The sequence below is a fragment of the Arthrobacter sp. KNU40 genome (assembly GCF_051515115.1).
Classification (GTDB): domain Bacteria; phylum Actinomycetota; class Actinomycetes; order Actinomycetales; family Micrococcaceae; genus Arthrobacter.
This window is the reverse complement of the sequence record NZ_CP195850.1, coordinates 737,028-757,358: the sequence shown is the minus strand read 5'-3', so window position 1 is coordinate 757,358 and position 20,331 is coordinate 737,028. Positions and strand designations below refer to the sequence as shown.

25 protein-coding genes are annotated in these 20,331 nt (G+C 63.1%); 6 read left to right on the top strand and 19 right to left on the bottom strand.

Going from position 1 to position 20,331, the window contains the following annotated elements; translation table 11 throughout:
• Positions 1-8 precede the first annotated feature (8 nt).
• From ACSKT0_RS03660 to ACSKT0_RS03630, 7 genes are read right to left on the bottom strand one after another with little or no spacing between them, the layout of a single operon-like run.
• On the bottom strand, positions 9-1,112 hold the full coding sequence (locus tag ACSKT0_RS03660) for an EscU/YscU/HrcU family type III secretion system export apparatus switch protein (RefSeq protein ID WP_437772552.1): 1,104 nt from the start codon (positions 1,110-1,112) through the stop codon (positions 9-11).
• A complete protein-coding gene (locus ACSKT0_RS03655; protein WP_437772551.1) occupies positions 1,112-1,870 on the bottom strand; it encodes a flagellar biosynthetic protein FliR in 759 nt (252 codons plus the stop codon). The genes ACSKT0_RS03660 and ACSKT0_RS03655 overlap by 1 nt, the downstream gene beginning before the upstream one ends.
• 1 nt (position 1,871) lies before the next feature.
• On the bottom strand, positions 1,872-2,147 hold the full coding sequence (gene fliQ / locus ACSKT0_RS03650) for a flagellar biosynthesis protein FliQ (RefSeq protein WP_268024885.1): 276 nt from the start codon (positions 2,145-2,147) through the stop codon (positions 1,872-1,874).
• Positions 2,147-2,998, bottom strand: coding sequence for a flagellar type III secretion system pore protein FliP (fliP, locus tag ACSKT0_RS03645; protein ID WP_437773961.1), 852 nt, complete (start codon positions 2,996-2,998; stop codon positions 2,147-2,149). Before fliP ends, fliQ begins: the two co-directional genes overlap by 1 nt.
• Positions 2,998-3,495, bottom strand: a complete 498-nt coding sequence (gene fliO / locus ACSKT0_RS03640) for a flagellar biosynthetic protein FliO (RefSeq protein WP_437772550.1) — start codon at positions 3,493-3,495, stop codon at positions 2,998-3,000. Before fliO ends, fliP begins: the two co-directional genes overlap by 1 nt.
• Entirely contained in the window at positions 3,496-4,242 is a 747-nt protein-coding gene (gene fliN, locus ACSKT0_RS03635) for a flagellar motor switch protein FliN (RefSeq protein WP_437772549.1), read from the bottom strand.
• Positions 4,239-5,135, bottom strand: coding sequence for a flagellar motor switch protein FliM (locus tag ACSKT0_RS03630; protein WP_437772548.1), 897 nt, complete (start codon positions 5,133-5,135; stop codon positions 4,239-4,241). Before ACSKT0_RS03630 ends, fliN begins: the two co-directional genes overlap by 4 nt.
• A 69-nt stretch (positions 5,136-5,204) precedes the next feature.
• On the opposite strand from ACSKT0_RS03630, the gene ACSKT0_RS03625 reads away from it, so the two are divergent.
• Positions 5,205-5,576 (top strand): hypothetical protein, encoded by a 372-nt coding sequence (locus tag ACSKT0_RS03625; protein WP_437772547.1) that lies wholly within the window; start codon positions 5,205-5,207, stop codon positions 5,574-5,576.
• A gap of 37 nt (positions 5,577-5,613) precedes the next feature.
• On the opposite strand, the gene ACSKT0_RS03620 is transcribed toward ACSKT0_RS03625, so the two are convergent.
• The 10 genes from ACSKT0_RS03620 to ACSKT0_RS03575 form a co-directional block, all read right to left on the bottom strand.
• Positions 5,614-6,327, bottom strand: coding sequence for a GAF and ANTAR domain-containing protein (locus tag ACSKT0_RS03620; protein ID WP_437772546.1), 714 nt, complete (start codon positions 6,325-6,327; stop codon positions 5,614-5,616).
• Between the two features lie 9 nt (positions 6,328-6,336).
• Positions 6,337-6,963, bottom strand: a complete 627-nt coding sequence (locus tag ACSKT0_RS03615) for a GAF and ANTAR domain-containing protein (RefSeq protein ID WP_437772545.1) — start codon at positions 6,961-6,963, stop codon at positions 6,337-6,339.
• Between the two features lie 247 nt (positions 6,964-7,210).
• Positions 7,211-7,621 carry a VOC family protein gene (locus ACSKT0_RS03610; protein WP_437772544.1) on the bottom strand — a complete coding sequence of 137 codons (411 nt, stop codon included), beginning with the start codon at positions 7,619-7,621 and terminating at the stop codon, positions 7,211-7,213.
• A gap of 65 nt (positions 7,622-7,686) precedes the next feature.
• Complete coding sequence (modA, locus tag ACSKT0_RS03605; RefSeq protein WP_437772543.1) at positions 7,687-8,499, bottom strand: molybdate ABC transporter substrate-binding protein; 813 nt, start codon at positions 8,497-8,499, stop codon at positions 7,687-7,689.
• On the bottom strand, positions 8,496-8,906 hold the full coding sequence (locus tag ACSKT0_RS03600) for a TOBE domain-containing protein (RefSeq protein ID WP_437772542.1): 411 nt from the start codon (positions 8,904-8,906) through the stop codon (positions 8,496-8,498). The genes modA and ACSKT0_RS03600 overlap by 4 nt, the downstream gene beginning before the upstream one ends.
• A 169-nt stretch (positions 8,907-9,075) precedes the next feature.
• Entirely contained in the window at positions 9,076-9,516 is a 441-nt protein-coding gene (locus ACSKT0_RS03595) for a helix-turn-helix transcriptional regulator (RefSeq protein ID WP_437772541.1), read from the bottom strand.
• Positions 9,517-9,597: 81 nt separating this feature from the next.
• On the bottom strand, positions 9,598-10,395 hold the full coding sequence (locus ACSKT0_RS03590) for an OmpA/MotB family protein (protein ID WP_345452476.1): 798 nt from the start codon (positions 10,393-10,395) through the stop codon (positions 9,598-9,600).
• Complete coding sequence (locus tag ACSKT0_RS03585) at positions 10,392-11,219, bottom strand: motility protein A (RefSeq protein ID WP_437772540.1); 828 nt, start codon at positions 11,217-11,219, stop codon at positions 10,392-10,394. The genes ACSKT0_RS03590 and ACSKT0_RS03585 overlap by 4 nt, the downstream gene beginning before the upstream one ends.
• A gap of 3 nt (positions 11,220-11,222) precedes the next feature.
• Positions 11,223-11,477: a flagellar FlbD family protein gene (locus ACSKT0_RS03580; RefSeq protein ID WP_437772539.1), complete on the bottom strand. Its 255-nt coding sequence runs from the start codon at positions 11,475-11,477 to the stop codon at positions 11,223-11,225.
• A gap of 89 nt (positions 11,478-11,566) precedes the next feature.
• Positions 11,567-12,316, bottom strand: coding sequence for an ABC transporter permease (locus ACSKT0_RS03575; RefSeq protein ID WP_437772538.1), 750 nt, complete (start codon positions 12,314-12,316; stop codon positions 11,567-11,569).
• A gap of 218 nt (positions 12,317-12,534) precedes the next feature.
• Here ACSKT0_RS03575 and ACSKT0_RS03570 point away from each other — a divergent pair, with 218 nt between their 5' ends.
• The 3 genes from ACSKT0_RS03570 to ACSKT0_RS03560 are packed head-to-tail and all read left to right on the top strand — an operon-like array spanning position 12,535 to position 16,371.
• Positions 12,535-13,605, top strand: coding sequence for an iron ABC transporter substrate-binding protein (locus ACSKT0_RS03570; protein WP_437772537.1), 1,071 nt, complete (start codon positions 12,535-12,537; stop codon positions 13,603-13,605).
• Positions 13,606-13,609: 4 nt separating this feature from the next.
• A complete protein-coding gene (locus ACSKT0_RS03565) occupies positions 13,610-15,220 on the top strand; it encodes an ABC transporter permease (RefSeq protein ID WP_437772536.1) in 1,611 nt (536 codons plus the stop codon).
• Positions 15,217-16,371, top strand: coding sequence for an ABC transporter ATP-binding protein (locus ACSKT0_RS03560; protein WP_437772535.1), 1,155 nt, complete (start codon positions 15,217-15,219; stop codon positions 16,369-16,371). Before ACSKT0_RS03565 ends, ACSKT0_RS03560 begins: the two co-directional genes overlap by 4 nt.
• Positions 16,372-16,417: 46 nt before the next feature.
• Here the strand turns inward: ACSKT0_RS03560 and ACSKT0_RS03555 are convergent, their stop codons facing one another.
• Together ACSKT0_RS03555 and ACSKT0_RS03550 are read right to left on the bottom strand one after the other, a co-directional pair.
• Positions 16,418-17,188, bottom strand: a complete 771-nt coding sequence (locus ACSKT0_RS03555; RefSeq protein WP_437772534.1) for a peptidase M56 family protein — start codon at positions 17,186-17,188, stop codon at positions 16,418-16,420.
• Positions 17,185-17,775 carry an RNA polymerase sigma factor gene (locus ACSKT0_RS03550; protein ID WP_437772533.1) on the bottom strand — a complete coding sequence of 197 codons (591 nt, stop codon included), beginning with the start codon at positions 17,773-17,775 and terminating at the stop codon, positions 17,185-17,187. The genes ACSKT0_RS03555 and ACSKT0_RS03550 overlap by 4 nt, the downstream gene beginning before the upstream one ends.
• Positions 17,776-18,044: 269 nt before the next feature.
• Between ACSKT0_RS03550 and ACSKT0_RS03545 the strand changes: the two genes are divergently transcribed.
• Positions 18,045-18,959, top strand: coding sequence for a patatin-like phospholipase family protein (locus ACSKT0_RS03545; protein WP_437772532.1), 915 nt, complete (start codon positions 18,045-18,047; stop codon positions 18,957-18,959).
• Positions 18,960-19,757: 798 nt separating this feature from the next.
• Positions 19,758-20,330 (top strand): MOSC domain-containing protein, encoded by a 573-nt coding sequence (locus ACSKT0_RS03540; protein WP_437772531.1) that lies wholly within the window; start codon positions 19,758-19,760, stop codon positions 20,328-20,330.
• Position 20,331: the final 1 nt, after the last annotated feature.

Here is a 20,331-nt window from a genome sequence, read left to right as displayed (position 1 = left end):
GCGGTGGCTCATGCGGGCGCTCCGGCCATGGTCCCCGCCACGCCCGGCAAGCGGTGCATTCCGCGTGCCGCTCCCCTTGACTTGAGCGACATGACGAACGCCAGGACTCCAGCCACGGCCCGGTAGAGCTCCACAGGGATTTCCTGGCCAAGTTCGCAGGCCGAGTGCAGTGCCCTCGCGAGCGGGATGTGCTGGACCATCGGGACCGATTTCGCCTCCGCCTCTTCCCTGATACGGGCAGCGATCACCCCCGCTCCCTTGGCCACGACGCGTGGTGCCGCTTTGCCGGCGTCGTACTTCAGCGCCACAGCGACGTGCGTCGGGTTGACGATCACGACGTCGGCGTCCGCGATCGCGCCGATCATGCGGTTCCGGCTCATGCTCAACTGGCGCGAGCGCCGCTGGGACTTGATGAGGGGATCGCCGTCGCTGTTCTTGTTTTCGTCCTTGATTTCCTTCTTGGACATGCGCGTCTTCTTGCGGTTGCGGCGCATGACCACGAAGATGTCCGCGGCGGCAAGGACCAGGCCCGCCAGCACGGCGAACTGGATCAACGAAGCTATGCCTCCGGCCGCTGCCGAAAGGATGCCGGATACCGGCAGTCCCCCGGCGGTGAGCAGCACAGGGATGAGCCCCTGCACAACGGCGTAGAGGACAAGCCCGACGACGGCGGTCTTCAGGAGCGCTTTCAGGCCGCCCCACAGCGCCTGGGCGCCGAAGATCCGCTTGAGGCCGCTGACAAGGTTGAAGTGTTCGAACTCAGCGCGGAACCGTTTGAAGTGGATGCCGCCCTGCAGCGCGGATCCGGCCAGCACCACCACCATGACCACCACGAACAAGGGCCCCAGCACCTGGGCGAGGGAACCGAACCCGGCTTCGAGCGCCGCGACGGCCTTGGCAGGATCGGGGTTCTCGATGACTCCGCGGACAGTGAACAGTTGGTCCGCCGCGGCGTTGGAGGCACGCTCGATAGTGGACGGGATCATGGCTGCCGAGGATCCGACGGCGAGCCAGGCTGTGAGGTCCTGCGAGCGGGAAAGCTGCCCTTTGGACCGGACTTCCCGCATCCGCTTGTCAGTGGCTTGCTCGGTTTTTTCCTGCGAATCCGACATCAGCCCACCCCCATCAGTGTGTTCGCCGCCTGCTCGGCGAGCATGGCAACGAGGCGCGGCAATGCCAGGAACAGGAACCCTGCGAGCCCCAAGGTGATCAAGACCTTGAGCGGGAAGCCCAGGGCGAAGGCATTCAGTGCGGGCGCCACCCGGGTGAGGAGCCCCAGCCCGATATCGGCTAGTACCAGCACCACCAGGAGCGGCCCGGCGATTTGCACTGCGGAAAGGAACATCCCCGTGACCGCGGAAATCATCGCGTGTACAGGCTGTGCCAAATCCAGTCCCCCGGCCAGCGGCAACGCCGTGAAACTCCCGGTCAGGCCGCCGATCACCAACTGGTAGCCGTCCGAGGCGAAAAGCAGTGCCAGGGCGGCCATCTGCATCAACCGGGTGAATTGGGCGCCGTTGATCATCATCTGGGGATCGAAGCCCTGGGCCATCTGGAAACCGCTGAAGAGGTCTATCAGGCTGCCGGCCGATTGGATGGCCGCGAAGACGAGCAGGACGAGGAAGCCAAGGACCAGCCCGGTCACGAGCTCAAGGACCACGGCCGTGATGAAGCCGGCGGTGTCCTTGGAGGTGTAGCCATCGGAGAGACGTTGGGAAACGGCCAGCCCCAAACCGATGCCGAGCATCCCTTTGATCCGCAGCGGAATTGCTTGGTGCGAGAAGGGCGGCGCCACCACCAGGAACGCCGTCATCCGGACGGAGGCCAACAACAGGACCTCAAGCCAGGACTGGTTGAAGGGCAGCTCCACTTCACGCTCCGCCGATCAGCCCGGGTATCCGGGCAAAGAGCTCGTTGGTGAAGGAGACGGCCTCGGTGATCATCCAGTGCCCGCACACCACCAAGGCCACGGCCACGGCTACTGCCTTCGGCACGAAGGACAGGGTGGCTTCCTGAAGCTGGGTGATGGACTGCAGGAGGGAAATGGCGAGGCCCACCACGAGCGCGGTTACCAAGGCGGGCGCGGCCAGCTTGGCCGCGAGGATCAGGGCCTGGAGGCAAATGTCCAGGACTGCGTTGGTATTCATCAGCCGCTCGAATAGCTCTGGATCAGGGCGGTAATCACCAATCCCCAGCCGTCCACGAGGATGAACAGCAGGATTTTGAAGGGCAGCGAGATCATCACGGGCGGAAGCATCATCATGCCCATGGACATCAGCGCGGCCGAGACCACCAGGTCGATCACCAGGAACGGGATGAAAATGACGAAACCGATGATGAACGCCGCCCGGAGCTCGGAGATCATGAAGGCCGGGATAAGGGTCTGCAATGGGACCGATTGCGGATTGGCAGGGTTGTCGAGTTTGGCCGCGCGGGTCATGAGGGCAATGTCTTCTTGCCGGGTGTGGGCCACCATGAAGTGCTGGAGTGGCGCGGATCCGGCCGAAACGGCTCCGTTGAAGTCCAGCGTTCCGTTCAGGTAGGGCTGGATCCCGACGTTGTTGATCTCGGAAATCACAGGCCACATCACGAAGATGGACAGGAAGAGCGCCAGCCCGGCCAGCACCTGGTTGGGCGGGATGGACGGGAGGGACAAGGCGTTGCGGGTCATGGCCAGCACCACGAAGATCTTGGTGAACGAGGTCATCATGAGCAGCAGGGCAGGAGCGACAGAGAGCAGCGTGATCCCGACCAGGGTCACTACCGCGGTGGACGGCTTTCCGTCCAGCCCATTGATGTTGATGCTGACGTTGCCGTTGGACGGTTGGGCCGGTGCGGTGGGAACTACGGGCGGAGTGGGTGGCGTCGGACTGACCGGCGCCGCATGTCCGGTGGACATGCCCAGCCACAGGAACAGTGCCGTCAGCAACAGTACGCAAAGCACTGCAAGCAATGTCCTGCCGGTGCGGCGGGCATCGGCAGGCCCAAGGGTCAGAATCAATTCCGGCGTCCCCTGATGGCCTCGGCGGCCTGCCGCCAGGTGGAACCGGCAAGGATGGAACCGTGCATTGGCTGTGGTTTGTCCAGTTCGCTGCGGCGGTGGATCTCGCTGCGGCGTGTGAGTCTACTGCCTTGGAGTGAAGCGGTTTGGGGCCCGTTATCCTCAAGTGACGCGCCACCGGCGTCGCGGAAGATGTCGGCGAAACTCTCGGGTACCGGAGAGCTCTCCGGTACCTCCACGGGGACGTCGCCGCTGTGCAGGACGCTGATGGCGTGCTCGGTGACACCCAAAAGGAAGCGCTTGTCGCCGGCGTCGACCACCACCACCGAGGCCTTTTGGCCGACAGTCTGCCGGCTGACCACCGTCAGGGTGGTGTTGGCCCGGCGTCGGCCCTTGGCCTTTCCTTTGAGAAGGCGGCGCTGCAGGACCCAAATGAGCCCCAGCACCGCACCCAGGGCCACGAGCACGCGCAGCCCGAGGATGAGCGAATCCATCTAGTAGATTCCCTCGGCGACGTCCAGGATGCGGGTGATGCGTACTGCGTAGTCCTGGTCCACGACGACGACTTCACCATGGGCGATCAGGCGCCCGTTAAGGAGGACATCCGCGGGCGCGCCGGCCGAGCGGTCCAGCTCGATCACTTTGCCCGGCTCCAAGGCAAGGGCGTCACGCACGGACATGCGCGTGCGGCCGATTTCCACCGTGAGGGCCATTTCGACGTTGCTGATCAGTCCGAGGCGGGCCGAAACCGCACCGGACTGGGCGTTCCGTGCGGCGGCAGTGTCCTGCACGGTCCCGTGTTCGCGGACCCGGACGGCGAACCAGCCGAACGCCTGCTCGCCGCCGGACGAGGGAGACTGGCGCAGTTCAAAAACAGCCGTTTCGGAGTCGGACAGCAGCCCTGCAGAGTCTTCCTCGCGCAACTCCCCCAGCACGCCGGCGTCGAACGCCTCGGATGCGTGTTCCATCGCCGGACGCAGTACGTCAACGACGGACACGACTCCGCCGGACACGACGCCGTTCAACCCGCCGCCGGCAGCGGCCAGGAAGGAACGGTCCGTGAGGATGAGTGCGAAGTCCGCGGTCACGGCGCCCACGAAAGTGGCGGTGACCGCGAGGGGGGCATATGGCGCAGCGGCCTGCGGCGGGACAATGCCGGAGACCTGCAGCGTGGCAGGAGTGGGCAGCTGCATCGCCAAACGCTCGGCCGCGGACTCGTGCAGGGTCAGGGTGATGCTCATCGCTGGTTCTCCTCGATTGTGACGATGACGGCGGCTGCACGGGAGCCGTTGCGGGCCGGTGCTGCGGTGGCTAGGCGGGTGCCGTTGATGGCGACGTCGAACGGCCGGTTCTCCAGGTGCGGCAGCGCAATGACGTCCCCGACGGCGAGCCCCAGGATCTGCGCAGGCGTCACCGGAGTGGGGCTCAACTGGATGGCTACGTCTACCGGCACCTGGGTGACCTGGGCGCGGACCAGCGCCTCGGCGTCGCCGCTGTGGACAGTGGGATTGACGTCGCCTAGCCCGGAAAGCAGGACGTCGGCGGGAATCGCGAGGCTGGCTGCGGCAAGGCTTTCGCCCACCTTCACGGTGAATGAGGCCACGATCATGAGCTCCGCCGGAGCCGCGGCTTGGGCGAACTGGGAGTTGTATTGGATGACGTCCATGCGCACCGGGGTGGTCAGCAGCGCGCCAAGCGAATAGCTCAGGTCCTCCAGTCCGTCTTCTACCATGCGGCTGATGAGCGCCTGCTCGATCTGGGTGAACTTCCGATCCGGGACCGCCGATTCGCTGGCCCCACCCAACATGCGGGTGACCCAGGACAATGCCGCCGTAGCAGGAAACTGCATGACGAGCCGCGACTCGCTGCCCTCGATGCGGCACAGCACCATCGAGGTGACCGAAGGCAGGGACGCGGCGTATTCGTCGTAGCTCTGCATGATGAGCTGTTCCAGGGTCGCGGTGGACTTCACGCGGACCTTGGCCGTGAGCTGTGTTCCCCATTGGCGGGCGAACGTCTCGAAGGCGACTTCCAGGACGCGGCTGTGTTGGCGCGGCAAGGTGGTGGGCCTGCGGAAGTCATAGACGTCCACGGTGCGCTGCCGTACCGCCGATTGATCTTCCTGTTCACTCACGGTTGCCACTATCGGCAAGGAAAGTGCGGGCGTAAGGGACTAATTATCGGAGCCTATCCGCGTGATGGGATGTCGGATACGGTAGGTGTGTTGCCCTGGACCCTGGCAGCGCCCTTTGTCGGCGCACGCTTCAGGAGGACATCACAAATCATGCCAGGCGACCCCAGCACCCGCACTTCTCGCGCAAGGCGTCCATCTGCCGCAGCAGACACCGAAACTTGGCGGGATTATCCGTTGGCGGAGATCGATGAGCTCATCGCGGAGCTGAAAATAAAAGTGGCGCGCTTTACGTTTTTCCGTTCGATGCAATTCGTCGATGAGACGTCGGAACTTGGAAACGGAGCTGCCTTCGAATCGATGATTGACGCCCTCGAGGATATTTCGGCCGCGGCTCTGGGCATCGAATTAGCGTCCCACCAGGAATTTCTCCGGATTCGGTAGCTTGGTGGACGGCGGCTCGGCGGACGGCCATCGTCTCTTATAGAGTCAGGGTCCGGTTGATGACGCGCGAGGCCGTGTCATGCAGATTCTGGTTGTTGGCGCGTGCAAATGAGCGTAAGCGTGCGAATGCCTCTTCCATGTCCACTCCGGCAGTGTAGGCAATGACCCCCTTGGCCTGTTCGATGAGGACCCGGCTGTTCAGGGCGCGCTGCAGCTGTTCGTTGACCACTGCCGATTCACGGATGGTGCGTTCCTGGAGGATGCCGATGGTCGCAACGTCTGCCAGCGCTTGGCCGATGGCAACGTCTTCCGGCGTCAGGGCGCCGGAATGTTCGCCGAAAAGGCCCATGGCTCCGATGGTTCTGCCTTGAACGCGCATCGGTACCGCGTGGACAGAACGGAATCCCTGTGACAGGGCGGCCTCCCGGAATTCCGGCCATTGGCCACTCAACGAGCGTATGTCCTCCACGACTACCAGAGTTCCTGTCCGGTAGCACTCGACGCACGGACCGGAGCCCGCTTGCAGCTGAAGTATTTCAACGAGCTGGCTTTGCTCGCTGGTGGAGGCCAGGACCTGCAGCTCTCCGTGAGGATCAGCAAGCAGCAACCCGGCCGCGGCGGCATCGAGCAGATCCACGGAGGCTTCGACAAGCGCATGGAGCAAGTCCAGCACGTCGTAGTCAGCAACCAACGTGTTCGTGATCTTTACGAAGGCCGCGCTGACGCGCTCGGCACGGCTTATCGTCACCATGTCGCCATATTACTGCAGACCACCACTGCCGTGGGCGTCATTTTCTGGAGCAAAACTCAAGCGTCCCTGCAGCACTGCCTCGGCTGTTTCGCGCAACGTCAGCGTATGCGCGAACGCGTGGGCACGCATCAATAAAAGTGCGTCCGCAGCGGAACTTCCTGACTGTGCCAGGACCATTCCCGTGGCCTGGTGGATTTCCCTTCGGGACATCAGCGCTGTTTCCACGGCGGGGTCCGTGTCGGACGAGTTCACCATCAGAACCCGTCGCAACAATTGCCACGCCGTCTGGCCGGCGAGGACCGACGCTGTCGCGTAATCGGGGTAGCTCAGGCTCCCGGGTTTCGTGTGGTGGAGTTCCACAACCCCGAGATCCAAAGCGCCCAGGGTCAACGGGAACACAAACAGCGCCGCAGCTTCTGTCTCCAGGACTGCTTTGCTGAATACCGGCCACGAGTACGGGTGGGAATGTCGCACATCGGGAACCAGAACCGGAAGCTTGGTGTGCAAGGCTTCCCATCTTGGACCTTCGCCCAAATCAAACTGCAGCTCATCAAGCCTGACCGCCAGCGGATCGCTCGCGCACACGAGGGTCTCCGACGCGGCCCCGCCGAACATGGACACGGCCACCCCGCTCACGGGTAGCTGAGTCAGAAACGGTTTACACAGGTCAGCGTCATCAACAGTTCCCCCTCCAACGCCGGAGTCAACCATGGAACATGCCTTGGCGGGGCGCGGAGAACTCCAGTGCGGCGTGTGCAGCATCCATGGTGAGCCTCAGATCCCCGAATCTTCCTTCGCGGCAGAATCCGGTTGCACGCGGAACCGGAACAGCTGCTCTTCACCGCTAAGAATAGACCCAACATGCCCGTGGATGCAGGTCAAGCTAGGCGGCCGGAGCCTGCGAAATCCTCACCATGTTGCCTGAGGGATCGCGGAACGCGCAGTCGCGGGGACCCCACGGCTGGTCGATCGGCTCCTGCATGACCTCCGCTCCGGAAGCCCTGACCTTCTCGAAGAGGGTGTCGACGTCGTCGGAGCGGAAGACGATCGGCCCCAGGACGCCCTTGGTGAGCAGTTCCTGGAGGGAGTCGCCGTCGGCCTTGGACCGGCCCGCGTGCGGTTCGGAAAGCACGATTTCAACACCCGGCTGGTCCGCGCTGCCGAGCGTCACCCAACGGAATCCGCCCTGCGCGACGTCGTTGAGCACCTTTAGGCCGAGGGCGTCCCGATAGAAGGTGAGTGCTTCGTCCGGATCGTTGACAGTGATGTGTGAGTACTGCAGTGAAATAGTCATGGCAACGACGTTAGTCCTGGGCGTTGACGAGCGCTTCTTGAATCCTGCTCGTTTCTTTCCAGGGGCTACGGCGTTCCGAAGCCGGCGTCGCCGAGAACCTTCTTGCCTTCGCTTCCCGTTACCAGCGCGATGAAAGCCGCGGCCAGATCCTTGTTCTTGCTGGTGCCGACTGTACCGATCGGGTATGTGTTGACGGCCTTGTCCGACTCGGGGAAAGTGATTCCCTTGACCTTGTCCCCGGCGCCCTTGACGTCGGTGACGTAGACGAGTCCGGCGTCGGCCTCCCCCGAGGCGACCTTGCCCAGGACGTCAGTGACGGAAGACTCTTCGCTGACGGGCTTCAGGGTTGTGCCGGTGGCTTTTTCGATGGTTTGGGCGGCGGAGCCGCAAGGTACTTGGCTGGCGCAGACCACCACTTTGACCCCTGGCTTGGCCAGGTCCGCGAGGGAACTGATCGACGCCGGGTTGGACGGCGGGACAGCGATGGTCAGGACGTTGGTGGCGAAGTCCTTTGCCGTTCCGTCGAGCAGCTTGGCGTCGGAGAGCTTGGCCATGTTCTTCGTGTCAGCCGAGGCGAAGACGTCCGCCGGAGCGCCCTGGGTGATCTGTGTGACGAGGTCTGAAGACCCGGCGAAGCTCAGGGCGACTTTGGTGCCCGGGTTCGAAGCCTCGAATTCGCTGGCCAGCTTGGTGAACGTTGCCTTCAGCGAGGCTGCCGCGTAAACCGTCACCGTGCCTGAGAGCTTTGGCGTTTCGTTGGCGCTGGCGGATCCGCTGCCCGCGGTGCTGGCGGTACTGCCAGAACCGCAGCCTGCAAGGCTGGCCGCGAGGGCGCCGGCAACGAGCAGCGCGGCGAAAGGCTTGCGGGTGATCCTCATATGATGCTCTTTCCTTGGGGTGTTTCGATGATGACGGTGGTCGCCTTGACCACGGCAGTGGCGACCGAGCCGAGTTCGAGCCCGAGCTCCCGGACCGCCTCGCTGCTCATGAGGGAGACGACACGGAACGGACCGCATTGCAGTTCCACTTGTGCCATGACCTTGTCGGCCGTGATGCCGGTGACCAGGCCGACGAAGCGGTTGCGTGCCGAACGGCCCACCCGGGTAGGATCCTCGGGCAGTTGGGCCTGGTCCCGCGCGACGTGGGCAAGTTCCAGCCCATCCACGGCCAGCCGCCCGGAATCATCCTTGACGGGGGTCAGCATGCCGTTCTCGGTCCAGCGCCGGACGGTGTCGTCACTGACGCCCAGGAACCGGGCTGCTTCAGATACTCGAATATTTGGCATGGCTTCAGAATAATCCTCAAATGCGGTTATTAAGGCATGTATCTTCCGCAAATCAAATGCGACCGTATTTCCAGTGGTCCCCGCTAATAGACGTCCCGGACACGCCAGAGGTCCCGCCCCATCGGGGCGGGACCTCTGGCGTACGTTGGCCGGCTACGGCTTCAGCTAGTCAGTCGCCGGTGACCGCAAGCGCTTCCCTGCGCTTGCTCGCTTCGTTCTGGCTGGGCCGCGTGCGGATCTTCGCCACGCACGCAGGCATGGCAGCCACGGCCAGGTGTTCGCGGGCGCGGTAAGTGCTCGGCGGCACCCCCACGAGTTCAGTAAAACGCGAGCTGAATGAGCCAAGCGACGTACAACCGACCTCCATGCATGCGTCGGTCACGCTCATTCCGCCGCGCAGGAGTGCCATCGCGCGCTCGATTCGGCGGGTCATGAGGTAGTTGTAAGGGGTCTCTCCGTAAGCGGCCCGGAACTGCCGGGAGAAGTGCGCCGGTGACATGAACGCATGGCTGGCCATGGTCGGCACGTCAAGAGGCTTGGCGTACTCGCGGTCGATCAAGTCGCGGGCCTTGCGCAAGTACGTGAGCCTGGCGATGTCTTCCGGGGTCATGCCACGAGCGTACCTCGGCCCGCAGGTCATTTCCACGGATCCCGACGCCGCCCCGTCACCTGCCGCGACAAGCCCGCCGCCCTATTGGCCGCCCGCCCTCGCCTTGAGTGCCTCGGGGATCAGCGCACGCACCACTTCGGGTTTATCCGAGAGGACGACGACGTCGACCCTGCGGTTGAGTTCCATCAGCGCCTCGGTCGAATCGTCGTTGACCTGCCTGGCAGATCCGAATGCGACGGCGCCGATGTGCCCGGCCGAAATGCCCCCATGGTCGACGAGGTACCTCAGGACGTTGACGGAGCGCGCAGAAGAAAGCTCCCATGTGGAGGGGTACGAGGTCACACCGTTGGCGGCGTGGCCTTCCACCATGACTTCAAGGGCCGCCTTGGCCATGGGAGGTGCGATCATGCCAAGGACCTGGCTGGCGCGGGGCGTGAGTTCCGGCCGGTCGGGTTCGAAGAAGGTCTGCGATCCTACGAGTTTCACCGTGAGCCCGCGTTCGCTGATCTGGAACTGCACATTGGCGCCCAGCCCCGCGGCGTCGAGCTTGGACTTCATCTCGTCGCGCAAGGCGGTGAGCCGGTCCGCTTCCTTGAGCGCCAGGTCCAGGTTGGAGAATCCCTGGGCGTCGGCGCTTGTGTATTCCGGCGGAACGACTGTCCCGGTGGCGGTGTCCACTTTCTGGCTGGCCACCGTGCCGAAACCCGTGGCCAGCGAATTGCGGAGCTTGTCGAATTTGGCCTGGTCCACTGTGGACATTGCGAAGAGCACGATGAACATACACATGAGCACCGTGACCATGTCCATGTAGGAAGCCATCCAGCGTTCGTCGACGTGTTCTTCCGCCGGAGGAGAACCGCGGCGGCGCCGGGACCTCATGCGGCCTTGGACGAAGCGAATTTGCCGGGGCGGGCTTCGCCGTCGTCGCTCTTCTTTGCGGTTTTCGCCTTGCCGAGCCTGTCTGCGGGAACCATGGCACGGAGCCGTTCGGCGAGGAGGAGGGGCTGGGTCCCGTTTTGCACCGCCAGGATCCCCTCCATCAGGAGGGTCATCCGCTCGATTTCGAGCTCGGAGAGTCGCTTGAGCCGCGAGGCGAACGGCAGCCAAATGAAGTTCGCAGACAACAAACCCCAGAGGGTAGCCACGAAAGCGGAGGCGATCATTGGTCCCAGATGATCGGGTGAGGAGAGGTTTTCAAGGACGTGGGTCAGGGACACCACAGTGCCGATAATGCCGATGGTCGGTGCGTAGCCGCCCAGGCTGGCGAAGAATTTGGCAGAGACGTGGTCGCTGCGCATCTTGGAGTCGATCTCGTCTTCCATGAGGATGCGCAGCTCTTCGGCATCCGTGCCGTCGGCGATATTCTGGAGGGCGCGGGCCAGAAAGGGATCTTTCTCGTCCACAGCCGCCTCTTCAAGCGAGAGAAGACCTTCGCTCCGCGCCTTCTCGGCAAAGCCGATCAGCTGGTCGATGCTGTCCTGCGGCTTGTCCGTCTTTCCCTTGAACGCTTTGGGGAGGTCCTTGAACGCCCGCACGGTGTCCCGGAACGTGTTTCCGGCCAGGCCTACGGCCAGGGTTGCACCGAAAACCAGGACCATGGGCGCGGGAAGCAGGAGGGCCATGAGGTTGGCGTCTTCGAGGGTCACCATGGCGACCACCGAGCCGAAGGCCAGGAACAGCCCGATTATTGTCGAGGGATCCATGGCTTACCTTCCATCCGGGTCCGGCGTGCGCACGAGGCTCAAGGGATAGCCCGTCACGGTGGGGAGATCCTGTGCCCGCCGAAGAATATAGGCCCGGTAGTTCGCGATCAGTTCCACGACGTCCGCGAGGCTTTCCTGCACCACGTACGTAGCGCCGTCGAGGGTCACCAGATGGGTGTCCGGGCTTTCGTGGATCCGTTCAATGATGTCCGGATTCACGGCAAAGCGGGTGCCGTTCAGGCGGGTGACAACGATCATGGGCCGTTTCTGCTTTAGGTAGGGAGGCGCTTGTAGGAGTGCGGTTCAATTCCTACTGTCGGCCGGCGGCAGGCTCCCGTTAGGCAGTGTCAGCGTAGCGTCGCTGGACGCACACGTACCGGCGCAAGGATTCCGATGATCATGACGGCGGTGATGGAACCTGCCGCCATGATTGCCGCGAGCACCACTATCTGGAAGCGGCCTGCCTCAAAGGGAGAAACCCCACCAAAGATGGCCCCGACGAACGCGCCGGGCAAGGTGACTAGTCCCGTGGTCTTGGTTTGATCGGTTGACGGGATCAGGGCCGAATAGACGGTCCGCCTGGCAAGGTCCAGGGTTGCCTGCCTCGGAGTGGCGCCAAGTGCCAGCCACCCCTCCACTTCCTCCCAGTGCTCGTAAACGGATTCCTTGAAGCGCCGGCCGGCCAGGACTGCGATGGTCATGCCGTTGCCAATGACGATCCCGCCGATCGCGAGCGCGTACCGGGGGGTGAACGCGATGGCTCCCGTCGCGAAAATGACGGCGAGCGTTATTCCGATGCCAGCAGCCATGGAGCCGCTGACCAGGCCCAAATGGGGCAGGCTCCAGCCAATGCGTCGCGTGGCACTCATCGCGGCTACTGCGAACATCACAAGAAGTGCGACGGCCACCCACAGCGGGCTAGTGATCACACCGCCCAGGACAAAACTGATCGCCGCGAGCTGCACCGCTCCGCGGAGGATGGCTAGTGCAGGCGCGAAAGGGTGCGGGATCCGGAACACCAAGAGCAGCGCCAACGTGGCCGCCATCAGAACGCCGACGCCGACGAAGGTCGGCAGGAATTCGGCGAGACCGGGCATGGAGCCAGCTTATCGACTGCCGCAAGGCACTCGCTCAAACGACGACACGCCGCCATTCGCGTATTAGGTCATGTAAATCTTTCGTAATGCATGTGATTCCGGTCACGATGGGGTGTTCTGGATGGAAATTTAGGTATGGCTAACCTAAAGTTTCAAGCTGTGAGCCCGCATTTCCTTCCCCCGGGCTCCCTTGGATTTGCTCGCAGAAAGAAGCCCTCATGAAGATTCGCGCAAATGCGCTGGCCGGCATCGCACTCGCCGCCACTGCAGCCCTCAGCCTGACCGCTTGCGGCAACGGCACCGCCTCCTCGGCAGCCACCGGCTCCGCCTCCGCCGACGCTGCTACTTCCACTAAAGTGGCCGGGGAAATCACCGTCTACAACGCCCAGCACGACACCCTGACCAAGGAATGGGTGGATGCGTTCACCAAGGAGACCGGCGTCAAGGTCACCATCCGGCAGGGGTCCGACACCGAGCTCTCAAACCAGATCATCCAGGAAGGTGCGGCATCCCCGGCCGACGTCTTCCTGACGGAGAACTCCCCGGCCATGGCCCAGGTTGAGAACGCTGGCCTCTTCGCGGACATCGACAAGGCCACCGTGGACCAGGTCCCGGCCGCGTACCGTCCGTCCACCAACAAGTGGACCGGCATCGCCGCCCGCTCCACCGTCCTGGTCTACGACAAGACCAAGATCAGCGACGACAAGCTGCCCAAGTCCATGCTCGACCTGGCCAAGCCGGAGTGGAAGGGCCGGTGGGCCGCTTCGCCGTCGGGTGCTGACTTCCAGGCCATTGTTGCCGCGCTCCTCGAGCAGAAGGGCGAGGCCGCCACCACTGAGTGGCTCAAGGGCATGAAAGACAACTTCAAGGCATACAAGGGCAACAGCACCGCCATGAAGGCGGTCAACGCCGGAGAAGTCGACGCCGCGTTGATCTACCACTATTACTACTACGGCGACCAGGCCAAGACCGGCGAGAACTCCAACAAGGTCACCCCGTACTTCTTCAAGAACCAGGATCCCGGCGCCTTCCTGTCCGTCTCCGGCGGCGGCGTGCTGAAATCCTCCAAGAACTCCGCGGCTGCCCAGGCCTTCATCAAGTTCATCACCGGCAAGCAGGGCCAGGAAGTCCTCAAGAACGGGACCTCCTACGAATACGCCATCGCCTCCAACGTGGACTCGAACGCTAAACTCGTTCCCATCAAGGATCTTCAAGCTCCCACCGTGGATCCGGCCAAATTGAACTCCGCAAAGGTCACCGACCTGATGACCAAGGCAGGACTGCTGTAATTCTGTGACCACTGATCTATCGGCCCGCATCTCCCCGGAAGTTCCCGAGGCTTCGGCGAGCACGACGACGGCGGGCAGGGGCAAGCGCCCCCGCCCGCCTTTCGGCGTTTCTGCAATATCCCTCCTGGCCGTGCTGATCGCACTGTTTTCGCTCATCCCGCTCGGATACGTCGCTTACATGACGGCCGCGACCGGGTGGGACACCGCCGTCGCGCTCATCTTCCGGCCCCGCGTTGGCGAACTGCTCCTCAACACCGTCATGCTGGTGGTCTTCACGGTCCCCATCTGCCTGGTGTTGGGAGTCGGTGGCGCGTGGCTCGTGGAGCGGACCAAGCTGCGAGGGCATCGCTGGTGGGCCGTGGCGCTGGCAGCCCCACTGGCCATCCCGGCCTTCGTCAACAGCTATGCGTGGGTGACTGCAGTCCCATCGCTTGAGGGCATCTGGTCCGGCGTGCTTATCGCCACCCTGTCCTATTTCCCCCTCGTCTACATTCCCGCGGCGGCGACGCTGGGGCGTCTCGACCCCGCGATTGAGCAGTCCGCGGCCTCCCTCGGTTTGGGACCATGGGCCATCTTCTTCCGGGTTGTCCTGCCACAACTACGGATCGCCATGACTGGTGGCGCGCTCCTGGTGTCGCTGCACCTGCTGGCTGAATACGGCGCGTTCGCGATGATCCGCTTCGACACGTTCACCACTGCGATCATGACCCAGTTCCAATCCACGTTCAACGGCACCGCCGGAAACATGTTGGCAAGCGTCCTGGTGTTCTTCTGCCTCATCCTGCTCTTGGCCGAAGTCAGGAGCCGCGGTAACGCACGCTACGCCCGCATCGGTTCCGGTGCCCAGGCCAAGCCGATCAAGCTTCCCCTGCACCACTACCAGATTCCGTCCCAGCTCGCCCTGCTTGCCCTCACCGTTTTGGCCTTCGGATTGCCGATCTTTTTTGTCCTGCGCTGGGTGGTGGCCGGTGGCGCCCGCGTCTGGTCAGCCGACGAATTCCTTCCGGCGCTGCTCCAGACCCTCGCTTATGGCACGGTAGGCGCCGCGGCGACAATCGTCGTCGGCTTCCCCATGGCCTATCTGGCCGTGCGGCACCCGAGCTGGTTCAGCAAGATGCTTGAACTCTCCAATTACGTCACCAGCTCCCTGCCCGGCATCGTGGTGGGCCTCGCCTTCGTGACCGTGAGCATCCGGATGGTTCCAGGCGTGTACCAGACGTCCGGGGTCCTGATTGCTGCCTACGTGCTGCTGTTCCTGCCGCGGGCCCTAGTCAACATCCGCTCCGGACTGGCCCAGGCTCCCAAGGAACTCGACGAGGCCGCGCAATCGCTCGGCAAGGCCCCGCTGGTGTCCTTCCTGAAGGTGACGCTGCGCCTCACAGCTCCGGCCGCCGCCGGCGGGGCCGCGCTTGTGTTCCTCGCCATCGTCAACGAGCTGACGGCAACACTGCTGCTGTCCCCGAACGGCACGCACACCCTGGCCACCGAATTCTGGAGCAAGAGCAGCGAGATCGACTATTCGGGCGCGGCACCCTACGCCCTGCTCATGATCCTGTTGTCTGCCCCCATGACGTACTTGCTTTTCCAACAGTCCAAGAAAGTAGCCGGACAGTGACCGAACAATCCCCCTCAAGGCTTCCGTCACCCCGCGTAGCGGCTTCGGTGGCTCCCACCACCAACACGCATCTGGACATCGCCGAGGTCACCAAGAACTTCGGCTCGCAGGCCGTGCTGAAGGGCGTGAACCTCTCCGTGGCCAAGGGCGGAACAACCGCCATCGTCGGTCCTTCCGGTTCCGGCAAGACCACACTGTTGCGCCTCATCGCCGGCTTTGAGCACCCGGACACCGGCTCCATCAGCCTCAGCGGAAACAAGGTAGCCGGAAACGGGATCTGGGTACCTGCCCACAAGCGGCACGTCGGCTATGTTGCCCAGGACGGCGCGCTTTTCCCGCACCTCACGGTGGGGCAGAACATCGCATTCGGGCTGGACAAGTCAGCGCTCGACGGCGGCCGCCGCGCCGTGAAGACGCGCGTCCAGGAGCTGCTCGACATGGTTTCCCTCGATGCGGACATGGCAAAGAGGCGGCCCCACCAGCTTTCGGGAGGCCAGCAGCAACGGGTGGCACTCGCCCGCGCCCTGGCCCGCGAACCCCAACTCATGCTGCTCGACGAGCCGTTCTCCGCGCTCGACGCCGGCCTCCGCGTGGCCACCCGGCGGGCCGTGGCGAAGGTCCTGAACGAAGCCGGAGTGACCACCATTTTGGTGACCCACGATCAAGCCGAGGCCCTGTCCTTCGCGGATCAAGTGGCGATCATGCGCGGCGGAAAGCTGGCGCAGATCGGCAATCCCTTCGTTGTGTACACGCGTCCTGCAGACCGGGCAACGGCCGAGTTCCTCGGTGACGCCGTCATCCTGGACGCTTGGATGGAAGGCTCCCTGGCCACGTGTTCCCTGGGCGGTATACCCGTGCGCCGTCCCCCGGCACAAGGCCTCGTCCAATTGATGCTCCGCCCGGAACAGATCCGGATTGCCCCCGACGGCCCCATCCGCGGAGTGGTTGTCGATACCGACTACTTCGGCCCCGAGACGACAGTTCGGATCAAGCTCGCTCCGCGCGTTCCCGCCGAAAGTACAGCCCGGACCTACCCGGGAGGCGGCGAAGTCATTACCATCCGCCACTGGAACGCTTCCATCACCAGGCCAGGCACTGAACTGTGCCTCCGCGTGGTGGGCGAAGGCGTGGCGTTCCCTGTGGAGGGTTAGGGAATCGGCGTGATGCCGACGCCGCCATTGGACCCGATGGCTGCCTTCACTTAATCACGAATTCCCCGATGATGGTCTTGCCGTCGGACTCGTAAACAGGTACGGGAAATGACTTTCCCCGTCGGGCCTCTTGCCAGGCGAGTGCATCCTCCGGGCTCTTGAAGGTCTTCATGGCCGCCGTCCCGTCGGCTTCGTCGAGGTCCGTTTTGTAGGCGTACCCGGACTGACCATTGCTTGCCATCACGGCAACAAGGTCAGGACTGCCGTTCTGGTTCTCCGCACCGAACGTGTTCCCGCCAAGGTTCACGCCCCACCCTGTTGCTTCCCGCTTAATGTATTTGGCTGTGAGGCGCCAACTGTTTGCCGGATCTGTCTTGATCGTCACGCTGCGTTGGCCTGGGAGGAGCTTGATCGTGTAGCCGGACCAGCTGGCGCTTGTTCCGACGTCGGGGGCCGCGCAAGTGCTGCTTGCTCCGTCTTCGTATTCAAATCTTCCCGGCGTCAGGCATGTTAGTTCCAGCCCAACTGCATTGGCTCCGACCGGTGGAACGCCAAGTGTCACGGATGCCGTTCCGGTGTGCGTTTCGGTCACGGCAGGGGCGAGCGTGGTGATGCGGTCTCCGCCGGGAATTGTGAGGAATCCGGCGGCCGCAGCACCGACGCCGCCCAGGACTCCTGCGCCAGCCAACGCGACTCCCCCGATCCACAGGCGCCGGGTTCGTTTCCGAGAGCGGACGGGGGACGCAGTCTGCACCCGGGAAACCAGTTCTGCACGCAATGCTTTGCTGAACGCTTCGTCCAGAGGGAGTCCGTTCATCGTTTGCCTCCTTCGAAGGCTGGAATGGATTTCGCATCAACTGGCCCGGTGATCGCACTTTTCATCCGCTGACGCGCCCGGTGCATCCGAACTTTGGCGGTCCCAGGAGTCATTTTCAGGATCCCTGCAGCGGCAACAACCGAATACCCCTCGAAAATCACCAGACTGACCAGTTGCAAATCGACTTTGCCGAGCGTTCCCAAGGCTTTGGCTGCATCCCCGGAGATGTCCTTCTGCAAGTACGCCGACTCACTGGACTCAGCGGGCTCCGGTGTTCGCTCGATTGACGCCAAGAGCTTTCGGTACCGAGCGGTGGCTCTCGCCGTGTTCCTGGCCGCGTTGGTCGTGGTCACGAGCAGCCATGGAAGAACTGAACCATCGACGATGCGCACCCGGTGCCTCTTCCGCCACAATTCCAGGAACGCTGCGGCAAGAACGTCTTCAGCATCATGACGGTTGGCGGTCAGCCGATAGGCGTGACGGAAGACTCTCTCACGGTATCGGTCGAACAATTTCCCAAAAGCGTCTGCGTTGCCCTGTACGCTTTCCGCCCAGAGCGCCCGCTCGTCAGATTCAACGTTCCCCATGCACTGTATTGTCCGCGACGGGCCAAAAGGTTACGTCGAACAGTGAGATCTCGGGAAAGCGGCTGCTACGGATGCATCGGAACTGACAGGCCGACGATTGCGCACCGCAAGCGGGCGTGCTACCGTGGCGGCGATCGTGATCTATCAGCAGGAGGTGAGTCCCATGAACGCAGTATCCGCAATGGGTGCTCCCCTGCAGTCCACGATCGCGCGACTGACCTAGTCGCCACCGGGAGCGCCAAACAGGCAATTCGCGAAAGGCGACTCCCATGAACACAAACCCTTCTTTACCTCTGCACTCCCGCGAACGGGCGTTGGTCCTCGGCGGCGGCGGATCGACAGGCAATGCCTGGCTGATCGGCGTCGTCGCCGGCCTCTTTGATGCCGGGCTCGATGTGACCGACGCCGATCTGACCATCGGTACGTCAGCCGGATCGACGGCCGCGGCCCAGATAGCTGGCGCGACCCCAACCGAGCTGCTCGCCAACATCCTTGACGCTGTTCCACAGCAACGGTCCGCTCCGGTCGGGTCCGGACCGGGACGCGCACCGGCCAGGCCGGTAGTGAACCACCTGGAGCGGATCAACAAGATCATCGCTGATGCCCAGGACGTGGCTGACATGCGCCGGCGACTGGGCGCGGCAGCGCTCGAGATGGATGCGGCGTCGGATGGCTCCTGGTCAACACAATGGCGCAGTACCGTCGCCACCCGGCTACCCAACCAGCACTGGCCGGAACGACCGGTGCTCATCACGGCGGTCGATGCCCGTACCGGAGAACCGGTCGCGTTCGACCGCCATAGCGGGGTCGACGTGGCGGACGCCATCGCCGCCAGCTGTTCCAGCGGGTTGCCTTACAGGATCGGAGACAAGCGGTACCTCGACGGCGGTTACCGCTCCAACGCCGAGAACGCCGATCTGGCAGCCGGATACGGACGGGTTCTGGTGCTCTCCCCCTTCGGTGGCAGATCATTGCAACCGCTGAAGTGGGGCACGCATCTGGCAACGCAGGTCGACGAACTCCGTGCACGCGGCAGCAGGGTCGAAACGATCTTCCCGGACGGCAGCTCCGAGCACATGTTCGGCGCCAATGCCATGGATCTGTCACTGCGTCCGCCTGCGGCTCGGGCGGGTTACGAGCAAGGCAGAGCCCTTGCCGGGCAGCTCTCCGGGTTCTGGAGCTGACGCCGGCGAAACCTCCAGGAGGTCGACCGAGGCGATGAAGAGCCGCCTCGGTCGGCCATCGCGGCTCAGCCTTCGGCTGCATCATCGATCATAAGAGTCGCATTAATGTCAAGAGTTTTTGCTCCTATTGAGTGATGGATATCTGAAATTGAGTGGTCAAAAGTCAAAAATTGAGTGGCGACTGACTGTGGATTGAGTATTGAGACATACGAGAGGAATGTAATCCGTGATTCCCATTTTGGAATATCTAAATAATTCCCTCGACCTGTTTAATAAAAACTCTTGCCCCAATTTGCTTCATATGCATAATTTGATTATGAAACGCCTATCGCTCACTGAAGGGTGATCCATGTCAAACGCGTCGAAGCTAGGTTCAATCGGAAGGGCTCTACTCGTCGGACTTGTCGTCGGTGGGGTCACGGCGTCGAGTGCGGGGGTTGCCCAAGCATCGCCAGCTCCTTTAGGTGAAGGGGTTCATTCGCCAAGTAAAGTCAGTACTGTTGCTGTCCCCGGAACAAACGATTCTAGGCATCTCCGCGATCAAGGAAGCATGCTTTGACTCCTAAACGTACTCGTGACATTCCCATTTCCCTGGTTCTATTTGCGCTAGTAGCAGTCCTGCTATTCATAAAGGCTGCCGGAAGCATGCAGCCATGGTGGGCAATACTTGCCGGCATCGCCCTTGTGGGAACCGGCATCGGAGCGTTCGCTGATTTCCAGCGTCGCAAGAATTAGCTTTAAAGACTGAGGTTTGAGTGGGCCGGGGTTACTGACCCGGGATAGGCATAGCCTTATGGCATGACCGCAAGCTACAGATACGACGTGGAGATCCTGCATCTGCTCGTGTCCTCCGGCCACGCCTACTTCGGCCGTGCACGCGATGGTGCCGCCGAGGTGCCCACCACGGATGCCGAGCAGGTCGACGTCGTAAGCGGAAAGGGCATCGTCGGCGACCGGTTTTTCGGCAAGGCCGCGCACATGGATGCAGCAGTCACCCTGATGGCCATCGAGTCGCTCGAAGCGATGGCCGCCGAGTTGGGCGTCGCACCCTTTGACCCGCTCCTCACGCGCCGGAATGTAGTCCTCCGGGGAGCCCATCTGGCTCCCCTGCTGGGCGGGGAGTTCGCGTTGGAGTCCGGCGGCGGCCTTATACGGTTCCGGGGCGGACGGCCTGCCCACCCCTGCGCTTGGATGGACCAAGTCCTGGCTCCGGGCGCGCATGCCGCCATGCGAGGCCGCGGCGGCGTGCGCTGCCAACCGCTTTCGGATGGCACTCTGCATCGTGGCCCAGCTGTGCTAATTAGCCCTGTACCGCTTGATCCTGACAAGGCCGGCCAACCCACGCTCCTCCGGGCTTCACGGCTTCCGTAGG

What these genes read in the sequence shown, in the direction of transcription:
- ACSKT0_RS03570 (WP_437772537.1), top strand. Translation starts at nt 12,535, where the DNA reads ATGAAGATTCGCGCAAATGCGCTGGCCGGCATCGCACTCGCCGCCACT.
- modA (WP_437772543.1), bottom strand. Translation starts at nt 8,499, where the DNA reads ATGAGGATCACCCGCAAGCCTTTCGCCGCGCTGCTCGTTGCCGGCGCC.
- ACSKT0_RS03550 (WP_437772533.1), bottom strand. Translation starts at nt 17,775, where the DNA reads ATGGGGAACGTTGAATCTGACGAGCGGGCGCTCTGGGCGGAAAGCGTA.
- ACSKT0_RS03585 (WP_437772540.1), bottom strand. Translation starts at nt 11,219, where the DNA reads ATGGATCCCTCGACAATAATCGGGCTGTTCCTGGCCTTCGGCTCGGTG.
- ACSKT0_RS03580 (WP_437772539.1), bottom strand. Translation starts at nt 11,477, where the DNA reads ATGATCGTTGTCACCCGCCTGAACGGCACCCGCTTTGCCGTGAATCCG.
- fliO (WP_437772550.1), bottom strand. Translation starts at nt 3,495, where the DNA reads ATGGATTCGCTCATCCTCGGGCTGCGCGTGCTCGTGGCCCTGGGTGCG.
- ACSKT0_RS03595 (WP_437772541.1), bottom strand. Translation starts at nt 9,516, where the DNA reads ATGACCCCGGAAGACATCGCCAGGCTCACGTACTTGCGCAAGGCCCGC.
- ACSKT0_RS03555 (WP_437772534.1), bottom strand. Translation starts at nt 17,188, where the DNA reads ATGAACGGACTCCCTCTGGACGAAGCGTTCAGCAAAGCATTGCGTGCA.
- ACSKT0_RS03540 (WP_437772531.1), top strand. Translation starts at nt 19,758, where the DNA reads ATGACCGCAAGCTACAGATACGACGTGGAGATCCTGCATCTGCTCGTG.
- ACSKT0_RS03600 (WP_437772542.1), bottom strand. Translation starts at nt 8,906, where the DNA reads ATGCCAAATATTCGAGTATCTGAAGCAGCCCGGTTCCTGGGCGTCAGT.
- ACSKT0_RS03625 (WP_437772547.1), top strand. Translation starts at nt 5,205, where the DNA reads ATGTCGGATACGGTAGGTGTGTTGCCCTGGACCCTGGCAGCGCCCTTT.
- ACSKT0_RS03660 (WP_437772552.1), bottom strand. Translation starts at nt 1,112, where the DNA reads ATGTCGGATTCGCAGGAAAAAACCGAGCAAGCCACTGACAAGCGGATG.
- ACSKT0_RS03575 (WP_437772538.1), bottom strand. Translation starts at nt 12,316, where the DNA reads ATGCCCGGTCTCGCCGAATTCCTGCCGACCTTCGTCGGCGTCGGCGTT.
- fliQ (WP_268024885.1), bottom strand. Translation starts at nt 2,147, where the DNA reads ATGAATACCAACGCAGTCCTGGACATTTGCCTCCAGGCCCTGATCCTC.
- ACSKT0_RS03545 (WP_437772532.1), top strand. Translation starts at nt 18,045, where the DNA reads ATGAACACAAACCCTTCTTTACCTCTGCACTCCCGCGAACGGGCGTTG.
- ACSKT0_RS03610 (WP_437772544.1), bottom strand. Translation starts at nt 7,621, where the DNA reads ATGACTATTTCACTGCAGTACTCACACATCACTGTCAACGATCCGGAC.
- ACSKT0_RS03620 (WP_437772546.1), bottom strand. Translation starts at nt 6,327, where the DNA reads ATGGTGACGATAAGCCGTGCCGAGCGCGTCAGCGCGGCCTTCGTAAAG.
- fliN (WP_437772549.1), bottom strand. Translation starts at nt 4,242, where the DNA reads ATGAGCATCACCCTGACCCTGCACGAGTCCGCGGCCGAGCGTTTGGCG.
- ACSKT0_RS03590 (WP_345452476.1), bottom strand. Translation starts at nt 10,395, where the DNA reads ATGAGGTCCCGGCGCCGCCGCGGTTCTCCTCCGGCGGAAGAACACGTC.